The organism is Streptomyces sp. NPDC050423, assembly GCF_040655445.1.
Lineage (GTDB): Bacteria > Actinomycetota > Actinomycetes > Streptomycetales > Streptomycetaceae > Streptomyces.
Genome location: NZ_JBFAJY010000011.1, coordinates 140,132 through 163,601 on the forward strand (window position 1 = coordinate 140,132; position 23,470 = coordinate 163,601).

21 protein-coding genes and 1 pseudogene are annotated in these 23,470 nt (G+C 72.1%); 13 read left to right on the forward strand and 9 right to left on the reverse strand.

Annotated elements, in window-relative coordinates; all coding sequences use genetic code 11:
* Window positions 1-74: 74 nt before the first annotated feature.
* The 5 genes from cseC to AB0I52_RS11405 form a co-directional block, all read right to left on the reverse strand.
* Window positions 75-1,466: a two-component system sensor histidine kinase CseC gene (cseC, locus tag AB0I52_RS11385; RefSeq protein WP_363071212.1), complete on the reverse strand. Its 1,392-nt coding sequence runs from the start codon at window positions 1,464-1,466 to the stop codon at window positions 75-77.
* Window positions 1,463-2,170 (reverse strand): two-component system response regulator CseB, encoded by a 708-nt coding sequence (gene cseB / locus AB0I52_RS11390; protein ID WP_363071214.1) that lies wholly within the window; start codon window positions 2,168-2,170, stop codon window positions 1,463-1,465. Before cseB ends, cseC begins: the two co-directional genes overlap by 4 nt.
* A gap of 10 nt (window positions 2,171-2,180) precedes the next feature.
* On the reverse strand, window positions 2,181-2,921 hold the full coding sequence (locus AB0I52_RS11395) for a hypothetical protein (protein WP_363071216.1): 741 nt from the start codon (window positions 2,919-2,921) through the stop codon (window positions 2,181-2,183).
* A complete protein-coding gene (locus tag AB0I52_RS11400; protein ID WP_363071218.1) occupies window positions 2,909-3,547 on the reverse strand; it encodes a SigE family RNA polymerase sigma factor in 639 nt (212 codons plus the stop codon). Before AB0I52_RS11400 ends, AB0I52_RS11395 begins: the two co-directional genes overlap by 13 nt.
* 235 nt (window positions 3,548-3,782) lie before the next feature.
* Entirely contained in the window at window positions 3,783-4,688 is a 906-nt protein-coding gene (locus tag AB0I52_RS11405) for an A/G-specific adenine glycosylase (RefSeq protein ID WP_363071220.1), read from the reverse strand.
* Between the two features lie 536 nt (window positions 4,689-5,224).
* Here AB0I52_RS11405 and AB0I52_RS11410 point away from each other — a divergent pair.
* Complete coding sequence (locus tag AB0I52_RS11410) at window positions 5,225-6,037, forward strand: hypothetical protein (protein ID WP_363071265.1); 813 nt, start codon at window positions 5,225-5,227, stop codon at window positions 6,035-6,037.
* Window positions 6,038-6,115: 78 nt separating this feature from the next.
* On the opposite strand, the gene disA is transcribed toward AB0I52_RS11410, so the two are convergent.
* Both disA and radA read right to left on the reverse strand, forming a co-directional pair.
* Complete coding sequence (gene disA / locus AB0I52_RS11415) at window positions 6,116-7,240, reverse strand: DNA integrity scanning diadenylate cyclase DisA (protein WP_363071222.1); 1,125 nt, start codon at window positions 7,238-7,240, stop codon at window positions 6,116-6,118.
* A gap of 124 nt (window positions 7,241-7,364) precedes the next feature.
* A complete protein-coding gene (radA, locus tag AB0I52_RS11420) occupies window positions 7,365-8,777 on the reverse strand; it encodes a DNA repair protein RadA (protein WP_362966434.1) in 1,413 nt (470 codons plus the stop codon).
* Between the two features lie 194 nt (window positions 8,778-8,971).
* Here radA and AB0I52_RS11425 point away from each other — a divergent pair, with 194 nt between their 5' ends.
* On the forward strand, window positions 8,972-10,861 hold the full coding sequence (locus AB0I52_RS11425; protein WP_363071224.1) for a hypothetical protein: 1,890 nt from the start codon (window positions 8,972-8,974) through the stop codon (window positions 10,859-10,861).
* Between the two features lie 45 nt (window positions 10,862-10,906).
* On the opposite strand, the gene AB0I52_RS11430 is transcribed toward AB0I52_RS11425, so the two are convergent.
* Window positions 10,907-11,746 carry a hypothetical protein gene (locus tag AB0I52_RS11430; RefSeq protein ID WP_363071225.1) on the reverse strand — a complete coding sequence of 280 codons (840 nt, stop codon included), beginning with the start codon at window positions 11,744-11,746 and terminating at the stop codon, window positions 10,907-10,909.
* Between the two features lie 199 nt (window positions 11,747-11,945).
* On the opposite strand from AB0I52_RS11430, the gene AB0I52_RS11435 reads away from it, so the two are divergent.
* The 10 genes and pseudogenes from AB0I52_RS11435 to proC all read left to right on the forward strand — a co-directional run bounded on the left by AB0I52_RS11435 (window position 11,946) and on the right by proC (window position 21,078).
* A complete protein-coding gene (locus AB0I52_RS11435; RefSeq protein ID WP_363071227.1) occupies window positions 11,946-12,896 on the forward strand; it encodes a Ppx/GppA phosphatase family protein in 951 nt (316 codons plus the stop codon).
* 94 nt (window positions 12,897-12,990) lie between these two features.
* On the forward strand, window positions 12,991-13,818 hold the full coding sequence (locus AB0I52_RS11440; protein ID WP_363071229.1) for a sugar phosphate isomerase/epimerase: 828 nt from the start codon (window positions 12,991-12,993) through the stop codon (window positions 13,816-13,818).
* Window positions 13,815-14,438, forward strand: a complete 624-nt coding sequence (locus tag AB0I52_RS11445) for a TetR family transcriptional regulator (protein ID WP_363071231.1) — start codon at window positions 13,815-13,817, stop codon at window positions 14,436-14,438. The genes AB0I52_RS11440 and AB0I52_RS11445 overlap by 4 nt, the downstream gene beginning before the upstream one ends.
* Before the next feature lie 148 nt (window positions 14,439-14,586).
* Window positions 14,587-16,437, forward strand: coding sequence for a dihydroxy-acid dehydratase (gene ilvD, locus AB0I52_RS11450; RefSeq protein ID WP_363071233.1), 1,851 nt, complete (start codon window positions 14,587-14,589; stop codon window positions 16,435-16,437).
* A 160-nt stretch (window positions 16,438-16,597) separates the two neighbouring features.
* Complete coding sequence (locus AB0I52_RS11455) at window positions 16,598-17,047, forward strand: acetyltransferase (RefSeq protein ID WP_363071235.1); 450 nt, start codon at window positions 16,598-16,600, stop codon at window positions 17,045-17,047.
* A gap of 69 nt (window positions 17,048-17,116) precedes the next feature.
* Window positions 17,117-17,689 carry a hypothetical protein gene (locus tag AB0I52_RS11460; RefSeq protein WP_363071237.1) on the forward strand — a complete coding sequence of 191 codons (573 nt, stop codon included), beginning with the start codon at window positions 17,117-17,119 and terminating at the stop codon, window positions 17,687-17,689.
* Between the two features lie 59 nt (window positions 17,690-17,748).
* Window positions 17,749-18,574: pseudogene (locus AB0I52_RS11465) on the forward strand (class I SAM-dependent methyltransferase); the annotation flags it as partial.
* A 70-nt stretch (window positions 18,575-18,644) separates the two neighbouring features.
* Window positions 18,645-19,412 (forward strand): ABC transporter ATP-binding protein, encoded by a 768-nt coding sequence (locus tag AB0I52_RS11470; RefSeq protein WP_363071239.1) that lies wholly within the window; start codon window positions 18,645-18,647, stop codon window positions 19,410-19,412.
* Window positions 19,409-20,185 carry an ABC transporter permease gene (locus tag AB0I52_RS11475; protein WP_363071241.1) on the forward strand — a complete coding sequence of 259 codons (777 nt, stop codon included), beginning with the start codon at window positions 19,409-19,411 and terminating at the stop codon, window positions 20,183-20,185. The genes AB0I52_RS11470 and AB0I52_RS11475 overlap by 4 nt, the downstream gene beginning before the upstream one ends.
* Window positions 20,186-20,268: 83 nt before the next feature.
* Window positions 20,269-21,078 (forward strand): pyrroline-5-carboxylate reductase, encoded by an 810-nt coding sequence (gene proC, locus AB0I52_RS11480; protein ID WP_363071243.1) that lies wholly within the window; start codon window positions 20,269-20,271, stop codon window positions 21,076-21,078.
* Between the two features lies 1 nt (window position 21,079).
* On the opposite strand, the gene AB0I52_RS11485 is transcribed toward proC, so the two are convergent.
* Window positions 21,080-21,667 (reverse strand): cysteine hydrolase family protein, encoded by a 588-nt coding sequence (locus tag AB0I52_RS11485; RefSeq protein WP_363071245.1) that lies wholly within the window; start codon window positions 21,665-21,667, stop codon window positions 21,080-21,082.
* 74 nt (window positions 21,668-21,741) lie between these two features.
* On the opposite strand from AB0I52_RS11485, the gene AB0I52_RS11490 reads away from it, so the two are divergent.
* Window positions 21,742-22,776 (forward strand): helix-turn-helix domain-containing protein, encoded by a 1,035-nt coding sequence (locus AB0I52_RS11490; RefSeq protein ID WP_363071247.1) that lies wholly within the window; start codon window positions 21,742-21,744, stop codon window positions 22,774-22,776.
* The last annotated feature ends 694 nt before the right edge of the window (window positions 22,777-23,470 follow it).

Genomic DNA, 23,470 nt, shown 5'->3' on the forward strand with positions numbered 1-23,470 from the left:
ACGGCCGTCCGCACGGTACGAGGAGGCCCCGGGGCGCACGCCTCGGGGCCTCCTCGCTGCCGCGTCCGGCCGGCTCAGCGGTCCGGCCGCTCGCCGTTCGCCCGGGTGCCGCTGTCGGCGGCCGCCTTGCCGTTCGGCTCGGGGTTGCGCTGCTCGGCCAGCTGGAGCATCGGGTAACTGCCGGTGTCGGTCGGCGCGTGCTCGGGCAGCCACAGCACGGCGATCGCCCCGCCGGTGCCCTCGGCCGCGCCCTCGGGGGCGGCGTTGCGGAAGGTCAGCCGGGCGCCGAGCACCCGCGCCTGACCGGCCGCGATCGTCAGCCCGAGGCCGTGACCGTGGCCCGCCCGGTCGGTGCTCCCGGTACGGAACCGGCTCGGGCCCTCACGCAGCAGCGCCGCCGGGAAGCCCGCACCGTGGTCGCGGATCCGTACCACCCGGCCCTCGACCGTGACCTCCACCGGGGTGGAGCCGTGCTTGGCGGCGTTGCCCAGCAGATTGCCCAGGATGCGCTCCAGCCGGCGCGGATCGGTGCTGACCCACGACTCGTGGACCACCTGGACCCGCACCTGCGGGTCCAGCAGCGCGATCCGGCGGCTCACGAAGTCGCCCAGCGCGACCTCCTGCAGTTCGGCCCGCTCGGACGCGCTGTCCAGCCGGGCCACCTCCAGTACGTCCTCGACCAGCGTGCGCATCGCCTGCGCCCGGTCCCGTACGAGCTCCGTGGGGCGGCCCGGCGGCAGCAGCTCCGCCGCCGTCAGCAGCCCCGTCACCGGGGTGCGCAGCTCGTGCGCGATGTCCGCGGTGACCCTGCGCTCGGCCTCGATCCGCTCGTTCAGCGCGTCCGTCAGGGCGTCCACCGCACCGGCCAGCTCATCGGTCTCGTCCCGCACGACGCCCCCGACGGCATCCCTGACCCGGACCTCCGTATTGCCCTGCGCGACCCTCCCGGCCGCGGCCGCCGCCTTGCGCAGCCGGCGCGACAGCTGGCCGCCGATCAGCACCCCCAGCGCGCAGCCGCCGAAGACCACCGAGACCGATCCGATGATCAGGGCCCGGTCGAGATCGCCGATGATCGTGGTGGAGCGGTCGGCGAAACGGGTGTGCAGCGAGAGCACGTCGCCATTGGGCAGTGGTACCGCCGCCCAGACGTCCGGCACCCCGCCGCCGTCCTCCACATGTGTGGCACGCCGGTTCTTCCGGGTCTCCTGGCGCAGGCTCTTCGGCATCGTCGGATCGTTGAGCTTCGCGCCGAAGCGGGGGTCGGCCTTCTTCGTCTTCGTCGCCTCGTAGAGCAGCTGGGCGTAGGTCAGCCGCTCCAGCTGGACCTCGCGGGCGTTCTCCAGCATCGAGACCCTGGCCGCGTTGTGCACGACCAGGCTCAGCGCGACCGCGATCAGGGCGCCGACCGCCGCGATCGCGATGCTGATCTTCCAGCGGACACTCGTCCGCAGGGACGGCCGCCTCATGCCCTGAGCTTGTAGCCGAAGCCGCGGACCGTCTCGATCCGGTCCTGGCCGATCTTCGTACGCAGCCGCTGCACATGGACGTCCACGACCCGGGTGTCACCGCCCCAGCCGTAGTCCCAGACCCGCTCCAGCAGCTTGTCGCGGGAGAGCACCGTGCCGGGCGCGGACGAGAACTCCAGCAGCAGCCGCATCTCGGTCGGGGTCAGGCCCACCTGCTCGCCGGCCCTGCGCACTTCCATGCCCTCGGTGTCGATCTCCAGGTCACCGAAGACCAGCACCCCGCCCTCCGGTTCGTCCTCCGCCCCGGCGCCGCCGCCCGGACCGCCGCCCGAGGCGTGGCCGAAGCGGCGCAGCACGGCGCGGATCCGGGCCACCAGCACCGCGCCGTCGAACGGCTTGGTGACGTAGTCGTCGGCCCCCGCCTCCAGGCCGAGCACCACGTCGATCGAATCGGCACGGGCCGACAGCATGATCACGGGAACCGTCGACTCGTCCCGGATGCGGCGGCACAGGCTCACCCCGTCGAGGCCGGGCACCATCACGTCGAGCAGGGCGATGTCGGGCCGGTCGGCCCGGAACGCGTCGAGGCCCCGGAGTCCGTCGGGCATCGCGGTGACCACGAAGCCGTCCCGCTCCAGCGCCAGCTGGGTGGCCTCGCGGATGACATCGTCGTCCTCGACGAACAGGACATGGGTCTCGGCCATCGGAAAGCTCTCAGTTCTTCGTCGGTTCCGTGGGCTCCGGGAAGTCCCCCTCCCCGGCGCCGACGGCTCGGTTGAAGTCGTTGTGCACCCGGTCCTGCTCACTGAACCGGGTGTTCGCCCAGTGGTACGTGATCACTTCCTCGCCGGAGGGATAGGCGACCGAGTCCTTCTTCCCGTAGACCTGTGTCGTCACCACCAGATCACCGCGGTCGATGGTCCCGTAGACCGCCGGCTGCTCGGTGGCGAACACGTTCTCGTACGCGCCGTCGCGGGACCGGTACACATAGGTGCCGACGCCCACCGAGTCACCGCAGGTCATCACGTTCACGACCACGTCGGCCGCGGGGCCGCCGGTCAGCTTCCCGTACGAGGTGTCCACCGGGTACTCGTCACCGGTGCAGGGCTTCAGATCAGTCCGGACCCGTTCGCTCACCTTCGGATCCGCCTTGAGCAGGGCCACGGCGTCGACCTTGGGGGTCGGCTTGGCCCTGGACGGCGTCGTGGCGGTCGGCGTGATCCGGGCGACCGGCTGGGTGCCCGCCGGGCCCTCGTCGCGCGTGCCGGTGCCGCCGGTGGAGCAGCTGACGGCGAACAGCCCGATGACGGCGAGCCCGGCCAGAGCCGTACTGCTCGCCGCCCATCCGGCCGGGAACCGTCTGCCTCCGGCACCGGTCCCGTTGCCGCTTCCCCCGCCGGTGACCGCGCCGCTGCTTCCGTCGCCGCCGTCACCGCTGCCTGTCAGGCCGCGCACCGCTCCCGCCCCCGCTCGTCATGACGCCCGATCCCCGGCGCCCCGGCCCGTGTCCGGGGCCGCACCGGAGCCGCCGCGGCACGGACGGCCGGACTGTGCTCCCGGTCCTCGCGGATCCGGGCCTCACGGCCCGCCTCTTCCCTGCTCTCCAGCTCCTGGCGCAGCCTCGCCAGGGCACGGTGCAGCGTGCTCTTCACCGTACCGGCCGACATGCCGAGCGCCGCCGCGGTCTCCTCCGTGCTCATCTGCTCCCAGTGTCGCAGCACGACGACGCTGCGCTGTTTGGGAGCCAGCACGCCCAGGACGTCCATCAGCAGGGCGCGGTCGGCACGCTGCTCGGTGCCGTCCTCGATGCTGGCGTCGGGGAGCTGCTCGGTGGGGACCTCGTCCAGCTTGCGGGCCCGCCACCACTCGGTCCGGGTGTTGATCATGACGCGGCGCAGATAGGCGTCGGCGAGGGACTTGTCGGCGATGCCGTCCCAGCGGCGGTAGGTGCGGGCCAGCGCGGTCTGCAGCAGGTCCTGCGCGTCCACGGGGTCGGGGACCAGCCGGCGTGCGCTGCGCAGCAGCGCCTCCTGCCGGGTACGCACGTACTCCTCGAATCCGAGCACCTCGCCCTGCGCCATAACAACCGCCTCCGTCCCCGTGGAACCCCGTGGTACCGCTGCCAGCCGCTTGGTCGTCGGGCTGACGTCGGTGACGCTACGGAGCGGTTGTCACGGGGCTGTGCGGAGCAGCCATACGCCGACGCACGGCTGCCCATCGGTTGTGTAACAGCACAGGAGGAGTGGGGCAAAGAGGCCCCTTCGGGGTGCGGAACGGGTTCGCACCCCGGCCGGGCGGGGATGTCCCGCCCGGCCGTCAGGTCAGCGGCAGCCGGTACTGGCCGCCCGCCAGCGGTTCGACGAGGCCGTCGGCGACCAGGCCGTCCAGCGCACGGGCCCGCTGCACCGGTTCCTCCCAGACGGCGTCCAGCGCCGACTGCGCTACCGGTGCCACCGACTCGCGCAGGACGGCGAGCAGCCTGCCGCGCACCTGCCGGTCCGTACCGGCGTAGGTCTGGCCGCGGCGCGGGGGCCCCTGGTGCGCGGGCTTCCCGGCCAGCCGCCAGGCGCACTGCTCCGCGATCGGGCAGCGCGTGCAGTCCTCGTTCTTCGCGGTGCAGACGAGGGCTCCGAGCTCCATCGTCGCGGCGGCCCACCGCGCCGCCCGTTCGTCCTCGTCGGGCAGCAGCGCGCGGGCGAGCTTGCGCTCGGCGGCGGTGGTCGCGTTCGGCGGGTACTGGATGCCGGTCGCGGCCCGTGCGAAGACCCGGCGGACGTTCGTGTCGAGGACGGCGTGCCGCTGCCGGTAGGCGAACGAGGCCACGGCCGCCGCCGTGTACTCACCGATCCCGGGCAGCGCGAGCAGCTGGGCGTGCTCGCTCGGTACGTCGCCGCCGTGTCGTTCCGTTATTGCCTGGGCGGCCCCGTGCAGCCGCAGCGCGCGCCGGGGGTATCCGAGCCGGCCCCAGGCGCGGACCGCCTCGCCGGGAGGGTCGGCGGCGAGGTCGGCGGGGCGCGGCCAGCGGGCCAGCCACTGTTCGTAGATGGGGAGCACCCGGTTGACGGGGGTCTGCTGCAGCATGAACTCGCTCACCATCACGCCCCAGGCGCCCGCTTCGGGGCGGCGCCAGGGCAGATCGCGGGCGTGCTGGTCGAACCACCCGATGACGGGAGTGTGGAGGGAGGCGGGGGGCGTCGTCTGTGTCGTTGTCGTGGCAGTCATCGCACGTCCGATCCTGGCACGGAAGGGCAGACGACGGACCGGGGCACGGGGGTGTCGCCCCTCATAAGAGCCCTTGGAGTGATAGTGCCACCCGTCTGTCCCCGTGCGACCGGACCTCCGGTCCGGCAAGTGGCCGCACTCCCTCAGGGGCCCGGTTGCGGCAACTGGCCGCATCGGGTCCGGCGGCCCGCCTTCCGCACGGCCATGCAGATTCTCGTTCCGGTTCCCGCCCCGGTTCCCGCCCCGGTTCCGATCAGCTTCCTGTCCAGCTTCCCGATCAGCTTTTGGTCCAGTTTTCCGTTCAGATGTGAACAACCAGGTGACGGAGGGTAGGTATCCAACCCCCGTGATCACGTTGGGCGATCGTCGCGCCGGCCGTCCCGTGGACCGCGGGAGCGCGAACGGGCCGCCCCGGGATGATGATCCGCAAAACTTGAGGATCAGGGCGGCGGGTGGGGCGGGAGTTGGGGCCGATCTCTCGTACAGTTTGCGCCGTGGGATCTCTGCGTAATCCGATCGGGCCGCTTCCCTCCACCATTTACTGGCGACGGAGGGCAGTAGCGGCGACGCTGATCGCGCTGCTCGCGTTGCTGGTCGTATGGGCCGTCACCTCCCGTGGCGGCAAGGGGAACCACGACGACTCCAAGGCTTCGGGCTCCGGTCCCACCGACGCGATCACGCCGGGACCCTCGGTTTCCGGCCCGGTCATCAGCGGACAGCCCGGCGGGCGCGACGAGTCGGATGACTCCGGCGGAGGCGACAGCAGCAGCGGCGGCGGCGGCTCGGACGCGGGTTCCGGCGGCTCGGGCGGCGGCAACGACGGCTCCGGCAACGACGGCTCCGGCAAGGCCGGTTCCGGTTCGGGCGGTGGCACCGGCGGCGGTCCGGGCGGCGCCGGCGGCAGCGGCGGGACCGCCGGACAGCAGCTCCCGGCCGGCTCCTCGGTCCCCGACTGCACACCCGGCGCACTGCAGTTGACCCTGAAGAGCGAGGTCAGCTACGCACCCGGCGAGAAGCCGAAGTTCCGGCTGGTCGCCAAGAACACGTCCTCCACCGCCTGCAAGGTCGACTTCGGCCCGAAGAACGCGGTGCTCACCGTCACCGAGGCCGGTGGCGACGACGAAGAGGTGTGGTCCTCCAAGGACTGCCCGCGCAACGCGGCCGCCGTGCTGCTGAAGGTCCCGGCGGGCGCCACCGTCGTGCACACCGTGGAGTGGAACCGCGCGAAGAGCGCCCCGAAGTGCGCCACGCCGCCGCCGGGGAGCGCCGGTCCCGGTACGTACCTGGTCGAGGCCAAGGCGCCGGGCGAGCCCGTGCAGCGCGCCTCGTTCGTCCTCGCGAAGGACTGACCCGGCACCGAACGCCCCCGCGCGCGCCCCCGAAGGGCGCCCCGGCCGCGGGGGCCGCACCCGCGCGGCCCGCGGGGGCTACACGTACCGTTCGAGGATCGACGACTCGGCCAGCCGCGACAGGCCCTCGCGCACACTGCGCGCCCGCGCCTCCCCGACCCCGTCCACCGTCTGGAGATCGTCCACACTCGCCGCGAGCAGCTTCTGCAGACCGCCGAAGTGCTCCACGAGCCGGTCGATGATCGCCCCGGGCAGCCGCGGCACCTTCGCCAGCAGCCGGAAGCCCCGCGGCGAGACCGCCGAATCCAGTGTCTCGGGGGAGCCGCTGTAACCCAGCGCCCGTGCGACGACGGCGAGTTCCAGCAGCTCGGTGTGGGACAGCGCGTCCAGCTCGGTGAGCGCCTCCGCCACCGTGCGCGACCGCTTCGCGGTCGGCTCCGGCACGTAGTCGCGCACGACCAGCTCGCGCTCCGGCTCCACGCCCGCGATCAACTCGTCGAGCTGGAGCGAGAGGAGCCGGCCGTCGGTCCCCAGCTCCACCACGTACTCGGCGATCTCGGTCGCGATCCGGCGCACCATCTCAAGACGCTGCGCGACGGCGGTCACGTCCCGGACGGTCACCAGGTCCTCGATCTCCAGGGCGGAGAGCGTGCCCGCGACCTCGTCGAGCCGGAGCTTGTACCGCTCCAGCGTGGCGAGTGCCTGGTTGGCGCGGGAGAGGATCGCGGCCGACTCCTCCAGGACCCGGCGCTGCCCGTGCACGTACAGCGCGATGAGGTGCATCGACTGCGAGACCGAGACCACCGGGAAACTGCACTGCCTGGAGACCCGGTCCGCCGTGCGGTGGCGGGTGCCGGTCTCCTCGGTGGGGATGGAGGCGTCCGGGACCAGCTGCACGCCGGCCCGCAGGATCTTGGTCATGTCCTTGTCGAGGATCAACGCCCCGTCGAGCTTCGCCAGCTCGCGCAGCCGGGTCGCGGTGAATTCCACGTCCAGCACGAAGCCGCCGGTGCACATCGACTCGACGGTCTTGTCCATGCCGAGCACGATCAGCCCGCCGGTGTTGCCACGGAGAATGCGCTCCAGGCCGTCCCGCAGGGCCATTCCGGGCGCGACGGCGGTCAACGAGGCGCGCATCAGCGCCTCGTTACCGGTGCCTTGGCCGGACTTTCCGGGCGATGCTGCCCGGTCGCTGGCTGCCACTGCACTCCTCCGGTCACAGGTTTGCGGTGCCCTTTGGGCCTCTCGTCCGGATCAGGTCTGATCCGGAGGGAACACCCCACGTCCCTCATACCGTTCGTACGGACGGGCGAGACCAGGGCAAAGTCTACCGGCGTGCGCCGTCCTCCTGTGGGGCCTGTGCACGAGACCGGCGAGGGAGCACTCTCAGCGCGTCGCCCATGTTGGCGACTTCCGTGACTTTCATACCGGCCGGGACCTTCCCCGGATCGGTCGGAACCAGTGCGTGCGTAAAGCCCAGACGGTGCGCCTCGGCCAGTCTGCGCTGGACCCCGGTGACCCTTCTGACCTCGCCCGCGAGCCCCACCTCGCCGATCGCCACAAGATTCTTGGGCAGCGGTGTGTCACTCGCCGCACTGGCCAGGGCCAGCGCGATCGCGAGGTCCGCGGCGGGCTCGGTGAGCTTCACGCCGCCGACCGTGGCGCTGTAGATGTCCCGCTTGCCCAGCGAGCTGATCCGGCCGCGCTGCTCCAGTACGGCCAGCATCATCGACACCCGGGACGTTTCGAGACCCGAGGTGGTGCGCCGGGGTGAAGGGATCTGGGAGTCGACCGTGAGCGCCTGCACCTCGGCGACCAGGGGGCGCTTGCCCTCAAGGGTGACGGTCAGGCAGGTGCCGGGCACGGGTTCGTCGCGGCGGGTGAGGAAGAGCCCGGACGGATCGGCGAGGCCGGTGATGCCCTCGTCGTGGAGCTCGAAGCAGCCGACCTCGTCGGTCGCCCCGTACCGGTTCTTCACGCCGCGCACGAGCCGGAGCCGGGCATGGCGGTCCCCCTCGAAGGACAGCACCACATCGACGAGGTGCTCCAGCAGCCGGGGCCCGGCGATCGCCCCGTCCTTGGTGACGTGGCCGACCAGCAGGGTCGACATGCCGCGCTCCTTGGAAGCGCGGATGAGCGCCCCGGCGACCTCGCGGACCTGCGCCATGCCGCCGGGCGCGCCCTCGATCTCGGGCGAGGCCACGGTCTGCACGGAGTCCAGGACCAGCAGGGACGGCTTGACCGCGTCCAGATGGCCGAGGACCGCGGACAGGTCGGTCTCGGCGGCCAGGTACAGGTGGTCGTTGATCGCCCGGATCCGGTCGGCGCGCATCCGGACCTGGCTCGCGGACTCCTCCGCGGTGACGTAGAGCGTGCGGTGCTCTTCGCTCGCCGCCTTGGCCGCCACGTCCAGCAGCAGCGTGGACTTGCCCACGCCCGGCTCGCCCGCCAGCAGCACGACGGCACCGGGCACCAGCCCGCCGCCCAGCACCCGGTCCAGCTCGCCGACACCGGTCGAGCGGGCGGTGGCCTGCCGGCTGTCGACCTGGCCGATGGGGAGGGCGGCGGTGGAGACGCGGCCGGCCGCCGTCGTCCGTACCGCGGGGGCGCCGCCGAACTCCTCGACCGTCCCCCACGCCTGGCACTCGAAGCAGCGGCCGAGCCACTTGGCGGTCGTCCAGCCGCATTCCGTGCAGCGGTAGGACGGCCGGTCCTTCGCGGATTTCGTACGGGCAGCCATGGCGCCACCGTATAGGTGACCTCGGACAGTCCTGTCCGGCGCGGTGCCGCCGGGGGGAGCGCACGCCCCTTCCCGCCGTGGAATCGCGGAATCCTGTCCGGTCCCGTCCGCTTTCAAGGGATACGTTCACCCGTAAGGGTTAAATCTACTCAAGGGGCGTCAGGGCCATGCCCCGTCCTGCCTACGGTCGCAAGGTGACGAGCAGCAGGCTGGAGACACCCGCGAGCACCCCCGGCGCGCACCGGACGCAGCACCGTGCGCCCCACTCCTCACCGAAGAAGCCGCCTGCCCGTTACGAGCAGCATCTCGACGGCCTGTTCACCTACTGCCTCTCCGTGCTCTGCGACCACGACGCCGCCACCGACGCGCTCGGCGGTGTGCTCGCGCTGGCCGAACGGCAGGGCGGACGGTGTCCCACGGACGAGGAGGAACGTAAAACCTGGCTGTACGCGCTGGCCAGGTGGACGTGCCTGCGCAGGCTCACCGAGCGGAAGCAGGGCCGCCGGGCCCACCGCCAGCACGACAAGCGGCGGGCGCGCGGGAAGTCGGCGCCGGAGAGCCACCGCGCCCCCGCCCCGGCCGTGCAGGGAGTGCGCGCAGGACGGCGTACGCCCCCACCTTCCGTGGCCGCGCACGCGCCCAGGACCCCCGCCGCACCGCCCCGCTCCGCGATGTCCCAGTCCGCCACCGTCCCGGAGACCCCCGCGGCCGCCGAGGCGCACCGCCGCGAGCTCGCCCAGCTGGCCTGGCCCGAGGCCGCGGGCACCACCCCCGAACAGCGAGAGGCGCTGGAGCTCGCGGTACGCCACCGGCTCACCCCGGTCGCGGTCGCCGCCGTCCTCGGTCTGGAGGCCGCTGCCGCCAGGGAACTCCTGGCCGCGGCCGCCTGCGAGGTGGAGCGGACCAGGGCCGCGCTCGCCGTCGTCGAGTCGGGCGGCTGCCCCACGGCGGGCAGGCTCACCGGCGACCGGCGCGTGCTGCTCTCCGCCACCCTGCGCCGCGAACTCGTACGGCACGTGGACGACTGCCCACGCTGCCGCCACGCCGCCGAGCGGGCCGGTGCCGAGGGCCCCTGGCCCGGTGCGGCCGTCACCCCGGCCGGCGCGCTGGCGGTCGTCGAGGCGCCGCGCCCGTCCGCGTACGTGGCCATGATCCACGCCCAGAAGCATCAGAAGAATCGGTCCGCCACTCCGCGGTTCGACCGCGCGGGCTTCCCGATGGACCCCAAGGACCACGCCGCGCGCCGGGACCGGCTGCGGTCGAGGGTCATGACGACGACGGTGGTCGCCACGGTCGTCGCCGCCCCGGTGATCGCCCTGTGGTCCGCCTACCGCGGCGCACCGCTCACCGGCGAGGGGCACGACGGGTCCTCGGTCACCGCGACCGACATGGACGGGAGCCGCGGCGGCGACCCGTACGACCGCTACGAGAACGCGGGCAACGCCACCCCCGAGTCCGGCCCCCGCTTCACCGACGACGACGGCCTCCCGGACGTCTCGGCCGAGGTCATCAGCGTGGACACGGAGTCGGGCCCGGACACCGGGGGGCACCGGGCCGGCGGGCTCACCGTCGAGGCGCGTCTCTCCGGCGCCACCACGATGATCACCCTGACGGCGACGGACGCCGGCCCGGTCGCCTGGTCGGCCCGGACCCCCGCGTCCTGGCTGCGCCTCAGCAGCTCGTCCGGGAAGCTCGCCGCGGGCGGCAGCGTCACGATCCGCGTCCTCGTCGACCACGGGCGCGAACCGGCCTCGCGCTGGACCGCACGGGTCGTCCTCGCCCCGGCGGGATCGGTCGTCGCGATCCACGGGGACGGCAGTAGGCGTCCGTCGGGCGGCAGACCGCATCCCTCGCAGCCCTCGCGGCCGGGCGGCTCGCTCCATCCGCGCCCGCCCGCTCCGTCGGACCCGCCGTCGTCCTCACCGGACCCCACGGAACCGACACCGGACCCGACCGACCCGACACCCGATCCGACGGACCCCAGCACGACACCGACGGACCCGGGCGGGCCGGGCCAGTCACCCGGCCCGTCGGCCCCGACCGGCCCGGGAAAGAGCCCGAGCGTCCCGCCACCGGCGAACTGAGGCGCCACCCGCCAACCCGCCACCGCCTGCCGGGACGCCCCGGGACTACGCCGGATCGGCCGGGTGCGGGGCCATCGGCAGCAGCGAGGAGAGCCGCTCCTCGCACAGCCCGGCCAGCCGGTCGTACCCCTCCTTGCCCATCAGCTCGGTCAGCTCGGGGCGGTAGGACACGTACACCGGCTCCCCGGCCCCGTGCGCGGACGTCGCCGAGGTGCACCACCAGTGCAGGTCATGACCGCCGGGACCCCAGCCCCTGCGGTCGTACTCACCGATCGTCACCTGGAGCACCCGGGTGTCGTCGGGCCGGTCGATCCAGTCGTACGTACGGCGGACCGGCAGCTGCCAGCACACGTCCGGCTTGGTCTCCAGCGGCTCCTTGCCCTCCCGCAGCGCCAGGATGTGCAGCGAGCAGCCGGCCCCCGCCGCGAAGCCGGGCCGGTTCTGGAAGATGCACGAACCCTCCCAGCGCCGGGTCTGGCGCTCCCCGTCGTCGTCGGTCTGGACCCAGCCCGACTCCGTACCCACATCGTGGAACTGCCACAGGTCCGGGGTCAGCCGGGCGACATGACCGGCCACCCGCTTCTCGTCGTCGTCGTCCGAGAAATGGGCGCCCAGCGTGCAGCACCCGTCGTCCGCGCGACCCGCCTGAATGCCCTGGCAGCCGCTGCCGAAGATGCAGCTCCACCTGGACGTCAGCCAGGTCAGGTCGCAGCGGAAGACCTGCTCGTCGTCGGCGGGGTCCGGGAACTCCACCCACGCCCGCGCGAAGTCGATCCCTGTCTCGTCGGACCCGTTGGGTCCCTCTGTCTCCGGCTGCCGCATCTCCTGCTTCGTTTTCTGCTTCTTCGTGACTTTGTCCGGCTTCGCCTTTTTCGTCTTTGGCACGCGCCCAGAGTAAGACCGACCGGCGCATGGGGGTGGCGTCGCGGGGCTGGGTGCGCGCACCTGCGGCGTTGTCGTCAGTCGACAACGCTCCGCGTTGCCCCGGTCCTCCGTCTCGCAGCCGCACGCACCCGGCCCCGCTCCTTCTTCCACCCCCATGCGCCGGTCGGTCCGAACCGGCCACCGCAGTAGCGTTCGTCATATGAGACTCGGAGTCCTCGACGTGGGGTCGAACACGGTTCATCTGCTGGTGGTGGACGCGCACCCCGGCGCCCGCCCGCTGCCCGCGCACTCGCACAAGGCGGAGCTGCGCCTGGCCGAGCTCCTCGACGAGGGCGGCGCGATCGGCCCGCTCGGCGTGGACCGGCTGGTGGCGACGATCGCCGACGCGGCCCAGGCCGCCGAGGACAAGGGCTGCGAGGACGTCCTGGCGTTCGCCACCTCCGCGGTACGGGAGGCGAGCAACGCCGACACCGTGCTGGCCCGGGTGCGGGACGAGACGGGCATCGACCTCGCCGTCCTCAGCGGCTCGGAGGAGGCGCGGCTCACCTTCCTCGCCGCCCGCCGCTGGTTCGGCTGGTCGGCGGGCAAGCTGCTGGTCCTGGACATCGGCGGGGGCTCGCTGGAGATCGCGTACGGCATCGACGAGGAGCCGGACGCCGCGGTGTCGCTGCCGCTCGGCGCCGGACGGCTCACCGCCGGCTGGCTGCCGGGCGATCCGCCGGACCCGGCGGAGGTCAAGGCGTTGCGCCGGCACGTACGGGCGAGGATCGCCCGCAGCGTCGGTGAGTTCACCCGCTTCGGCCGCCCCGACCACGTCGTGGCCACCTCCAAGACCTTCAAGCAGCTCGCCAGGATCGCGGGCGCCGCCCGCTCCACCGAGGGGCTGTACGTGCAGCGCACCCTCAGCCGCAAGGCTCTGGAGGAGTGGGTGCCGAAGCTGGCCGCGATGACCGCCGATGAGCGCGGGAGCCTGCCCGGCGTCTCCGACGGACGCTCTGCCCAGCTGCTGGCGGGGGCCCTGGTCGCGGAGGGCGCCATGGACCTCCTGGGCGTCGAGGAACTGGAGATCTGCCCCTGGGCGCTGCGCGAGGGCGTCATCCTGCGCCGCCTGGACCACCTGCCGGCGCAGGGAGCGGCGGTCCTTGCCTGACGGCGGCCGCGGACGGTCGCGGGAGGGCCATGGCCCTTCTCACTTTCCGCCCGGCTCCCTCGGCGCACCGCACCGCGGCCCGTACGCTGGCTGCGTGGCAGAACCAGTGGTGCGCATCCCGGATGCGAAGGTCGCCCTGTCGACGGCCTCCGTCTATCCGGAGTCGACGGCGACGGCCTTCGAGATCGCCGCGCGTCTGGGGTACGACGGCGTCGAGGTCATGGTCTGGACGGATCCCGTCAGCCAGGACATCGAGGCGCTGCGCCGCCTCTCGGAGTACCACCAGGTGCCGGTACTCGCCGTTCACGCCCCCTGTCTGCTGATCACCCAGCGCGTCTGGTCCACCGATCCCTGGGTCAAGCTCCAGCGGGCGCGGGCCGCCGCGGAGAAGCTCGGGGCGTCGACCGTCGTGGTCCACCCGCCGTTCCGCTGGCAGCGGCAGTACGCGCGTGACTTCGTCAGCGGGATCTGGCGGATGGCGGACGAGACCGATGTGCGATTCGCCGTCGAGAACATGTACCCGTGGCGCTACCGGGACCGGGAGATGCTCGCGTACGCCCCCGACTGGGACGTCACCAACGACGACTACCGGCACTTCACCGTGGACCTCTCGCACACCGCGACCGCCCGCACGGACGGCATGGCCATGGTCGACCGCATGGGCGACCGGCTGGCCCACGTCCACCTCGCCGACGGCAAGGGTTCCGGCAAGGACGAGCACCTGGTGCCCGGCCGGGGCGACCAGCCCTGCGCCGAACTGCTGGAGCGGCTGGCCCGTACCGGATTCGCCGGCCATGTCGTCGTCGAGGTCAACACCCGCCGGGCGATGTCCACCGCGGAACGCGAGGCCGACCTCGCCGAGGCGCTGGCCTTCACCCGGCTGCACCTCGCGTCGTCCTCCGCCCGGGTGCCGCGCTCATGACGGCGGGTGACGGCGGCCCGAGCCCCAGACGCCGCGGCCGCCCCTCCCGCACCGAGGCGACGGCCGGCCCCGATGCCCGCACCCGCATCCTGGAGGCCGCCCGCACCGAGTTCGCCGAGCGCGGCTACGACAAGACGTCGGTCCGCGGCATCGCGAAGGCGGCCGGCGTGGACGCGGCACTGGTCCACCACTACTTCGGTACGAAGGACGAGGTCTTCGCCGCCGCGATCGAGGTCTCCTTCGAGCCCGCCCTGGAGATCGCGGACGTCCTCGGCGGCGGCACGCAGGACCTGGGGGAGCGGCTGGCGCGCTACTTCATCGGGGTGTGGGAGAACCCGGTGTCCCGGGCCCCCCTGCTGGCGATCATGCGTTCGGCGATGACCCACGAGGCGGCGGCGAAGGTCCTGCGCACCTTCGTGCTGCGGCGCCTGCTGGGCCGGATCGCGGAGCAGGTGGACGTCCCCGACGCCACCTTCCGCGCGGAGCTGGCCGCGTCGCACATGGTGGGCATCGCGGTGCTGCGGTACGTGATCCGGGCGGAGCCCTTGGCATCGGCGGACCCGGAAAAGATCATCGCCATGGTGGCGCCCGCCCTCCAGCGCTACCTGGCGGAGGACTGACCCCGTCCAGCCTCGCGGCTCAGCCCCGGGCAGCCATCCCGGCCCGGGAGCCCCGATCCCCAGTCCCGGATTCCGGACACTCCGTCCACATCCTGGCGCGGAGGCGTACGCTCGGAATCAGTCTTTTCTGTCGAAGGAGCGAGAGACGATGCCCCAGCTGAGGTCCCGCACTGTCACCCACGGCCGCAACATGGCGGGCGCCCGCGCCCTTATGCGGGCCTCGGGCGTAGCGAGCGAGGACATCGGCAAGCCGATCATCGCGGTCGCCAACTCCTTCACGGAGTTCGTCCCCGGCCACACCCACCTCGCCCCCGTCGGCCGGATCGTCTCCGACGCGATCAAGGCCGCGGGCGCGGTGCCCCGCGAGTTCAACACCATCGCGGTCGACGACGGCATCGCGATGGGCCACGCGGGGATGCTCTACAGCCTCCCGTCCCGCGACCTGATCGCCGACTCCGTCGAGTACATGGTCGAGGCGCACTGCGCCGACGCGCTGATCTGCATCTCGAACTGCGACAAGATCACCCCGGGCATGCTGATGGCCGCGATGCGCCTCAACATCCCCACGGTCTTCGTCTCCGGCGGCCCGATGGAGGCCGGCAAGGCCACCCTCGTCGACGGCACGGTCCGCAAGCTCGACCTGATCAACGCCATCAGCGACGCGGTCGACGAGAGCATCTCCGACACGGACATGCTCCGTATCGAGGAGAACGCCTGCCCCACCTGCGGCAGCTGTTCCGGCATGTTCACCGCCAACTCGATGAACTGCCTGACCGAGGTCCTCGGCCTCGCGCTCCCCGGCAACGGCTCCGTCCTCGCCACGCACACCGCCCGCAAGGCGCTGTACGAGGACGCCGGCCGCACGGTCGTGGAGATCACCAAGCGCTACTACGAGCAGGACGACGAGACGGTCCTGCCGCGCGCCATCGGCACCCGCGCCGCGTTCGACAACGCCATGGCGCTGGACATCGCCATGGGCGGCTCGACCAACACGATCCTGCACCTGCTGGCCGCCGCCCAGGAGGCCGAGCTGGCGTACGACCTCGACGACATCAACGAGGTCTCGCGCCGGGTCCCCTGCCTCTCCAAGGTCGCCCCGAACGTGGCGCCCGGCGGCACGTACTACATGGAGGACGTGCACCGGGCCGGCGGCATGCCCGCCATCCTCGGGGAGCTCCACCGTGCCGGTCTGCTCAACGAGGACGTGCACTCGGTGCACTCCGACACACTCGCCGAGTGGCTCAAGAACTGGGACATCCGCGGCGGCTCGCCGTCCCCGGAGGCCGTCGAGATGTGGCACGCGGCCCCCGGCTGCGTCCGTTCCGCGACCGCCTTCTCGCAGTCCGAGCGCTGGGAGACCCTCGACCTGGACGCGGCCGGCGGCTGCATCCGCGACCTGGAGCACGCGTACTCCAAGGACGGCGGCCTCGCGGTCCTCAAGGGGAACCTCGCCGTGGACGGCTGCGTCGTGAAGACGGCCGGCGTCGACGAGTCGATCTGGACCTTCGAGGGCCCGGCGGTCGTCTGCGAGTCGCAGGACGACGCGGTCGACAAGATCCTCCGCAAGGAGATCACGCACGGCGACGTCGTCGTCATCCGTTACGAGGGCCCGCGCGGCGGCCCCGGTATGCAGGAGATGCTGTACCCGACGTCGTTCCTCAAGGGCCGCGGCCTCGGCAAGAGCTGCGCGCTGGTCACGGACGGCCGCTTCTCCGGCGGTACGTCGGGCCTGTCCATCGGCCACGCCTCGCCGGAGGCGGCGTCGGGCGGCACGATCGCGCTCGTCGAGGACGGCGACCGGATCCGGATCGACATCCCGAACCGCTCGATCGAGCTGCTCGTCCCCGACGCCGAGCTGACCACCCGCCGCGAGGCGCTGAACGGTGTGTACGCGCCGAAGAACCGCGAGCGCAAGGTCTCGGCGGCGCTGCGCGCCTACGCGGCCATGGCGACGAGCGCGGACCGCGGCGCCGTCCGCGACGTCTCCAGGCTCGGCTGACCGACCCCGCGTCCGGCCCCTCCCCGTGAGGGGCCGGACGCATGTCCGGACCCCGGAGCAGCGCCGCGGGCGTCCCGCCATGGCCCGAGAGCTACTCCGTGTGACCAGGTGATCGCAGTAAGCTCGCCCCCTTGTCCTGCACGATCATGATTGGGGGAGTATGCGTACTTCTGTACGGCGCTCAGCGGTCACCGTCTCAGCCGTCGCCGCCCTCGCGGCCCTCGGTGCGGTCCCGGCCGGTGCGGCTCCGGCCGCCGCCACTCCGGCCGGTGTCTGCGGATCCGGGTACACCCAGATCGACTCGCACGCGTTCCGGAACTCGTCGTCGGTCGAACTGGCCCGCGTCTACCTGCTCTACAACGCGACCACCAAGTACAACTGCGTCGTCACCTTCCACGCCTCCGCCACCGCCGGCCAAGCGCTGACCACCGGCGCCTGGCTCGACGTGGACGGGGACGGCAAGGAACAGGCCAAGGACCAGGGAACGTACTCCTCGTACGCGGGCCCGGTCCGGCTCGCCGCCGGCACCCACTGCGTGAAGTGGGGCGGCATGATCGAGACGCGCGCCGGTACGTACTCGTACACGAGCCCGTGGAGCCACTGCGGCTGACGCGCGACGGCGCTGCGTCCGTGAGAGCGGTCGCAGCGCCATCGCCCCGGCCCTGGGACAATCGACCTCGTGAGCGAGAACAGCGAGACCCCCGACGACACCGCGCCCGGCACCGCCGAGTCCGCGACGGCGCCCGACGGCGCCACCGTGACCGCCCCCGGTCCGCAGCCCGAGCCCATCCGCTTCTTCGGTACGACCTGGGTCGCCCATGACGGCAACTACGGTCTGCGCCGCGCCGGGGTCGCCGTCGGATCGCTCGCCGCGGCCGCCGCCTCCTGCTTCGTGCTCCGGTTCGCCTACCAGGGGCTGGAGATCGCCGACGTCGGCAGTTTCGTCGGCATCCTGGTGGTCCTGATGTTCGCCGTCTGCAGCGCGATCGCCTTCCGCAAGACCTGGGAGGGCTTCAGCAGCCGCCCGGCCGACCCTGCCCGCGAGGACAACCTGCGCGGCCTCAAGACCATCGGCTTCATCGGCGGGCTGCTCGCCTACTTCATCCGTACCCTCACCGAGGCGCCGGGCGAGAAGCTCCGGCGCGCGGAGTACGAGGCGGCCCAGGTCCGGTACGCGAAGCGGCGCTCCGCCCGGACCGGGAATCCGGCAGCCCGCAAGACGGCCAGGGCGAAGAAGCCCCGCCGCAAGTAGAACGCCCCGGCGCCGCAAACGCCTCGCCCCGGCAGGGCTGCCGAGGCGGCGATGGCCACATGGCCACTACAAGCACCCCGAATCCGTCGTCCTCGCCGGCACCCCCGCGCGCCCTGTCGTTCGACCGCGCCGCCGCCCAGTACGGCGCGGCCCGCCCCGGCTACCCGGATGCCCTCCTGGACGCCGTCGAGGAACTCGCCGGCCGGCCCCTGCGAGGCGCCCGCCCCCTCGACGTCGGCGCGGGCACCGGCATCTCGACCCGCCGGCTCCACGACCGGGGCGCCCGGGTCGTCGCCGTCGAGCCCGGCCCCGGCATGGCGGCGGAACCGCGCAGGACCCTGCCGGGCGTCCCGCTGGTACGGGGCGACGGCAACCACCTTCCCTTCGCCGCGGCCTCGGCCGACCTGACCACGTACGCCCGGTCCTGGCACTGGACCGACTCCGCCCGCTCCGCCCCCGAGGCCATGCGCGTCCTGCGGCCGGGCGGTGCGCCGGCCCTGTGGTGGAACGTCGCCGACCCCGATGTCGCCTGGGTCGCGGAACAGGGCGCGCGGCTGCTCGCCTTCTTCGCCGCCGAGGTGCCCGAGGTGCCCGGCCCCCGGAGCGGAGGCCGGGCCCGCGGCGGCGACCGCCGGTGTCCACGGCTCGCCCGTGTCCGCACGCGACCTGCCGGCCGGGCTCACGTTCGTACACCGTCGCGTGCCCTGGACCCGGCGCGTCCCGCCGGCCACCCACCTCGCCAACCTCGGCAGCCACTCCGCGTTCCTGGTCCTCGGTGACGAGCGCGCCCGGCGCTTCCTCTCCGAGGAGCGCGAGCACCTCGCCCGGCACTTCCCGGACGGCACGGCGGAGGAGACGTACGTCGTCGAGCTGAGCGTGACCATCCGCCGAACCGGGAGGCGCGGAGGCCACGGATCCCTTGACGGAAGGACGCCACCGCGACAAAATTCATCACATGATGAATTCTCCGGGCGTCGCCATCGAGGCCCGCGGCCTCACCGTCGTACGAGGCAACCGCACCGTCCTGAAAGGCCTCGGCTTCACCGTCGAGCGGGGCGGGATCACCGGGCTCCTCGGCCCCTCCGGCTGCGGCAAATCCACCCTGATGCGGGCCGTCGTCGGTACGCAGGCCAAGGTCACCGGCACCCTCGACGTCCTGGGCAGGTCGGCCGGCCACCCCGCACTCCGCCCGCGGGTCGGGTACGTCACCCAGGCACCGTCCGTCTACACGGACCTCACCGTCCGGCAGAACCTCGACTACTTCGCGGCGATCCTCCAGCCGGGCCGCCGACACCGGGAGGCCCGCCGCGAAGCCGTCAGCCACGCCATCACCGAGGTTGACCTGACCAGCCACTGCGACGCCCTCGCCGGCACCCTCTCCGGCGGGCAGCAGACCCGCGTCTCCCTCGCCGTGGCGCTGCTCGGCACCCCCGAACTCCTCGTCCTGGACGAACCCACCGTCGGTCTGGACCCGGTTCTCCGACGCGATCTGTGGAGCCTCTTCCACAGCCTCGCCGCCGAACGGGGCACCACCCTCCTCATCTCCTCCCACGTCATGGACGAGGCCGAGCGCTGCCACCGGCTGCTCCTGATGCGTGAGGGCGAGATCCTCGCCGACGACACCCCCGAGGCACTGCGTGCCGGCTCCGGCACCGACACCGTCGAAGAAGCCTTCCTCCACCTGGTCGACGCGGCCGCCACCCGTCAGGAGAACGCCCGATGAGCACGACCACCACCCCGGCCACCGCCACCTCACCCCTCAGCGCGGCCCGCACCCTCGCCACCGCCGCCCGAGTCCTGCGCCAGCTGACCCACGACCCCCGCACCATCGCGCTGCTCCTGCTGATCCCGGTCGTCATGATCACGCTGCTGCGGTATGTCTTCGACGGCAGCCCCAGGACCTTCGACTCCATCGGCGCCTCGCTGCTCGGCATCTTCCCGCTGATCACGATGTTCCTGGTGACCTCCATCGCCACCCTGCGCGAACGCACCTCGGGCACCCTCGAACGCCTCCTCGCCATGCCGCTGGGCAAGGGCGACCTGATCGCGGGCTACGCCCTCGCGTTCGGCGCCGTCGCCGTCCTCCAGTCCCTCCTGGCGACGGGCCTCTCCGTCTGGGTCCTCGGCCTGGACGTCACCGGGTCACCGTGGCTGCTGCTTCTGGTCGCCCTGCTCGACGCCCTGCTCGGCACGGCGCTCGGCCTCTTCGTCTCGGCCTTCGCGGCGTCCGAGTTCCAGGCCGTCCAGTTCATGCCGGCCGTGATCTTCCCGCAGCTGCTGCTCTGCGGACTGTTCGTCGCCCGGGACCAGATGGCACCCGTCCTCGAAGCGATCTCGAACGTCCTGCCCATGTCGTACGCCGTCGACGGAATGAACGAGGTCCTTCACCACACGGACGTCACCGGAAACTTCATCCGCGACATCGTGATCGTGGCGGGCTGCGCGCTCCTGGTCCTCACCCTCGGCGCGGCCACCCTCCGCCGCCGCACCGCCTGACGGGCCGGTGCGAGGATGGCGGGCACGAGCACCGAGAACAGCCGGCACCGACAGCCGCCGGCGCCCCCCGGAGGGTGAACCGCATGACCCAGACAGTCGCAGTCCTCGGCACCGGCAAGATCGGCGAGGCCCTGCTCAGCGGCATGATCCGGGCCGGGTGGCGCCCGGCGAACCTGCTGGTCACCACCCGCCGCTCGGAGCGGGCCGAGGAGCTCCGCAACCGCTACGGGGTCGACTCCGTCAGCAACGCCGAGGCCGCCGGGCGCGCCGACATCCTCATCCTCGCGGCCAAGCCCCAGGACATGGGCCGCCTCCTCGACGAGCTCTCCGCCCATGTCACCGCCGACCGCCTGGTCATCAGCGCCGCGGCCGGCATCACGACCGCCTTCATCGAGGACCGCCTCACCGAGGGAACCCCGGTCGTCCGCGTCATGCCGAACACCCCCGTCCTGGTCGACGAGGGCATGTCCGTCATCTCCGCGGGCAGCCACGCCACCGGCGCCCACCTCGCCACCGCCGAGGTGATCTTCGGCGGGGTCGGCAAGACCCTGCGCGTCCCGGAGTCCCAGCAGGACGCGGCCACCGCGCTCTCCGGCTCGGGCCCCGCGTACTTCTACTTCCTCGTCGAGGCGATGACGGACGCCGGCATCCTGCTGGGCCTGCCCCGCGCCCAGGCCCACGACCTGATCGTCCAGGCCGCCATCGGCGCCGCCGTGATGCTCCGGGACAGCGGCGAACACCCGGTCAAGCTCCGCGAGGCCGTCACCAGTCCGGCCGGCACCACCATCAGCGCCATCCGCGAACTGGAGAACCACGGGGTACGCGCCGCTCTCATCGCGGCGCTCGAAGCCGCCCGCGACCGCAGCCGCGAGCTCGCCTCCGGCAACGGCTGAGCTACCGCGCGGCGGCCGCGATCAGCTCCGCACTGCGCACCACCTCCGCGAACCCACCGCCGTGCAGCGTCACGGCGGTGGCCCGCGCCAGCTCCTGCGCGCCGAGCGTCCATCCCCACGGACCGGCCCCGTCGAAGGTGTACGTCGCATCGAACGCGAAGAACACCTCGTAACCCAGGTTCCCGGCCATCCGCGCCGTCGTCTCCGCGCACATATTGGTCTGGATCCCCGCCACCACGATCTGCCGCACCCCGCCCGCGCTCAGCCACGCCCCCAGATCGGGCGTCCCGTAGAACGCCGAGTTCACGCTCTTCGTCAGAAACAGCTCGGGCCCACCGCCCTTTCCGCGCCGCTCCTCCACGTACGGCTTGAAGTCGTTCCCCGGGTATCCCACCCGCAAAGGCGAATCCGGCTTCGGCGAGTCATGCCGCACGAACACGACCGGCCGCCCGCTCGACTGCCAGGCGTCGATCAGGGCGGCGATGTTCCGGTCCGCGGAGGGGTTGTTCCGCGGACCCCAGTACTCCGCCTCCTCGAATCCCTGCTGCACATCCACCACGACCAGCGCTGCGTTCTCCGCGATATCCATGGCTACGATGCTGCCGCCCCGGACCCCGGCGGCCCAGGGGTCGCAAAGCCATCGATCGATGCTTTACTGCCAGGATGGCCATGCCCCCGAATCCCGCACCGACCGCGCCCCCGGCCCCGTCCCGGATCGCGCTCGTGTCCTTTCCCGGCATCCGCGCGTTCGACGTCTCGGTCATCACGGAGGTCTGGGGCGTGGACCGCACCGACCGGGACGTCCCGGCATTCGACCTGCGCCGCACGGCGGCCGCCCCGGCCCCCATCCCGCTGCGCGGCGGCCTCTCGCTGACCCCCGACCGCACGCTCGCCTGGCTGTCCCGCGCCGACCTGATCGTGGTCCCCGGCCTCGACGACCACCTGACACCGGCCCCCGTGCCGGTCCTCGAAGCGCTCCGACACGCCCATGCCCGCGCCACACCGATCGCCGCGCTCTGCGGGGGCGCCTTCACGCTCGCCCAGGCGGGGCTCCTGGACGGCCGGCGGGCAGTCACCCACTGGAACCTCACCGACCTCCTGCGCACCCACCACCCCGGCGTGACGGTCGTTCCCGACGCCCTGTTCGTCCACGACGACAACCTCTGGACATCCGCGGGCACGGCGGCGGGCATCGATCTCTGCCTCCACCTCGTCCGCACGACCCATGGCGCGGAGGCCGCGGCGACGATCGCGCGTTCGATGGTCACGGCCCCGTTCCGCACCGGTACCCAGGCGCAGTTCATCGAGCACCCCACCCCGCACACCGACCGCGACGCCGACACCCTCGCGGCGGTACGGGCCTTCGCCCTGACTCATCTGGCCGAACCGCACACGGTGGCCGGCCTCGCCGCCCGCGCGGGCATGTCCCCGCGCTCCTTCGCCCGCCATTTCCAGGCCACCACCGGCACCGCTCCACTGCGCTGGCTGATCACCCAACGCATCGCCGCAGCTCAGAAGCTCCTGGAGCGCACCGATCTCCCCCTCCCCGAGGTCGCCCGCCGCACCGGCTTCGGCAGCGAGATCACCATGCGCCAGCACTTCGCGACCCATCTGTCCACCAGCCCCCGTGACTACCGCCTGGCCTTCCACCACACCCCGGCAGGACCTGGGGTTGACACGCCCGACCCGCATCCGTAATGTGCTCCGAGTTGTCCGACGTGAGCGCCGACCCCGGTCGGTCCCCGGGCAGCCATTCCGCAGTAACCACAACGAGCGAGCGACAGCTGTCGCCTGCCTCTGCGTGCGCATTCGCGAAATGAGGAATCCACGTTCGAAGGAACGTGACCCCGATTAGCGTCGGGGCCCTGGATTCCGCTAATGTCTCACTCGTCGGAACGGCCCAACGGCCGGGAAGGCAAGCCCCACTGACTGGGAATCAGGCCCGAAAGGATCTGATAGAGTCGGACTCGCCGGAAAGAGAAACGCGAAAGCGAAGAACTGGAAAGCGGAAATTGCGAGGCCCGCTTCGACCGGGAATCGGACACGAAAGAGTCTGATAGAGTCGGAAACGCAAGACCGAAGGGAAGCGCCCGGAGGAAAGCCTCAGAGAATGTTCTGCGGGTGAGTACAAAGGAAGCGTCCGTTCCTTGAGAACTCAACAGCGTGCCAAAAGTCAACGCCAGATATGTTGATACCCCGACCTGCTTCGGCAGGTTCGAGGTTCCTTTGAAAGTCCTGGCAGATCACTTAGCGGGTCTACCAGGCAATGCACATAGCGAGGACGCAGTGGACGATCAGTCTTATTCCGACTTGGTCGTTCCGCTCTCATGTGTGTGATCCCGATTACGGGAAAACATTCACGGAGAGTTTGATCCTGGCTCAGGACGAACGC